The organism is Streptococcus infantis (assembly GCF_047460405.1).
Taxonomy (GTDB): domain Bacteria; phylum Bacillota; class Bacilli; order Lactobacillales; family Streptococcaceae; genus Streptococcus; species Streptococcus infantis_Q.
This window is the reverse complement of record NZ_JASHGH010000038.1, coordinates 1-1,636: the sequence shown is the minus strand read 5'-3', so window position 1 is coordinate 1,636 and position 1,636 is coordinate 1. Positions and strand designations below refer to the sequence as shown.

General features: G+C 39.1%; 1 protein-coding gene and 1 pseudogene. One reads left to right on the top strand and one right to left on the bottom strand.

Annotated features, from left to right (window positions below; translation table 11 throughout):
- Nucleotides 1-1,519, bottom strand: a 1,519-nt coding sequence (locus QM928_RS09820) for an Ig-like domain-containing protein (RefSeq protein WP_414295146.1), incomplete at its 3' end; no start/stop codon positions are given.
- A 46-nt stretch (nt 1,520-1,565) separates the two neighbouring features.
- Between QM928_RS09820 and QM928_RS09815 the strand changes: the two are divergent.
- Nucleotides 1,566-1,636 (top strand): annotated as a pseudogene (locus tag QM928_RS09815) (transposase); the annotation flags it as partial.

The following is a 1,636-nucleotide window of genomic DNA, read 5'->3' as shown; positions in this document are numbered from 1 at the left end:
TTGCTGTAGTTGGAGTTGATGTATTGTTTGAAGCGTCTTTCGCTGTGACAGAGACTGTTTGACCTTCTTCCAATCCGCTAACTGGAACGCTGAAGTTACCATCTTTGTCAGCTGTTGCTGTTGCTTTTGTTCCGTTTGGAAGAGTTACTTCTACTGTTGAACCTGCTTCAGCTGTACCTGTTACTGCTGTGTCACCTGCTTTAACTTCGTTTACTTTTGGTGCATCTGGAGCTGTCTTATCATCTGCTTTCGCTACGGTTGCGTCTGTTGCTCCTGACTTGTTACCTGCTGCGTCTGTTGCTGTTACTGAGACTTTATCGCCTTCGTTCAAGCCACTTACTGGAACGCTGAAGGTACCATCTTCACCGGCTGTTGCTGTTGCTTTTGTTCCGTTTGGAAGAGTTACTTCTACTGTTGAACCTGCTTCAGCTGTACCTGTTACTGCTGTGTCACCTGCTTTAACTTCGTTTACTTTTGGTGCATCTGGAGCTGTGATATCTGCTTGACTAACTGTTTGCCCTGGTTTTAAGGTAGCTGTTGATCCATTTGAGTAGGTTAGTGTTGTAGTACCATCGGTTCCTACTTCAACCTTAGTTGCACTTGGGTTCGCTGTTTCTACAGCTTTCTTAACGGCATCTTTTTCTGCTTTTTCCAAGCTTGATGGATTTTTAACTGGTGTTACTGTAGGTGCAGTTGGTTCAATTGTAAATACTGAGTTTGCTGGAATGACATCTGTACTTCCATCCTTATAAGTTACCTTAACATTAGTACCATCTAAAGTAACACTTCCGATCTTGTCACTGAAAGTTGGATTCGCATCTTTAACAGCTTTTTCAATAGCACTTGCTTCTGGAACAGTGTTTGATTTAATCGGTGTTGATGGAGCTACTGCATTATATTTGAACGTTTGTGGTTTCCAAACAAAACGAATACGGCCAGGTGCACCTGTTTCACCAGCAGTTCCTACGTTATCATAATTTGTATTTCCTGCTAAATCTTCAGCATAGACATAACGAGTTATTCCTGTACCATCTGTATAAGATCCATTTGGAATATTTGCTGTTAATTTAATGATAGCTGGATTTGTTTCAGTAGCTGTTGTTTCTGAACCAAATCTATTTGCTTTTAGGTATAAGGCAGCTTTCGTTTTACCATTTAGATATCCCGTATCTTCTGTTCCTAAACCTGTACGATTATCTTGAGCAAATACTAAATATGCTTTAGCAATTTTCCCTGAGTTATCAGTGATTTTTAGTTCTATATTATTTTCTTCACCAGAATATACATAGATAATTTGCTTAGCTTTGTCATCGTAAGGAATATTTACTACAGGACGGACTGTTTCTTTTACAGTAACTTTAGTTGGAGTCGATGTATTATTTGCAGCATCCGTTGCTGTAACACTAATTTTATCATCAGCATTCAAAGCTGGAACTGTGATTGAAAACTCACCATTGTCACCTGCTTTTGCAGAGGCTTTTTGTCCATTTGGAAGGGTTACTTCTACGGTGAACTGCACCCCAAAAGTTAGACAGAAAAAATCTAACTTTTGGGGTATTTTTATTATGAAATTAACTTATGATGATAAAGTTCAGATCTATGAACTTAGAAAACAAGGATATAGCTTAGAGAAGCT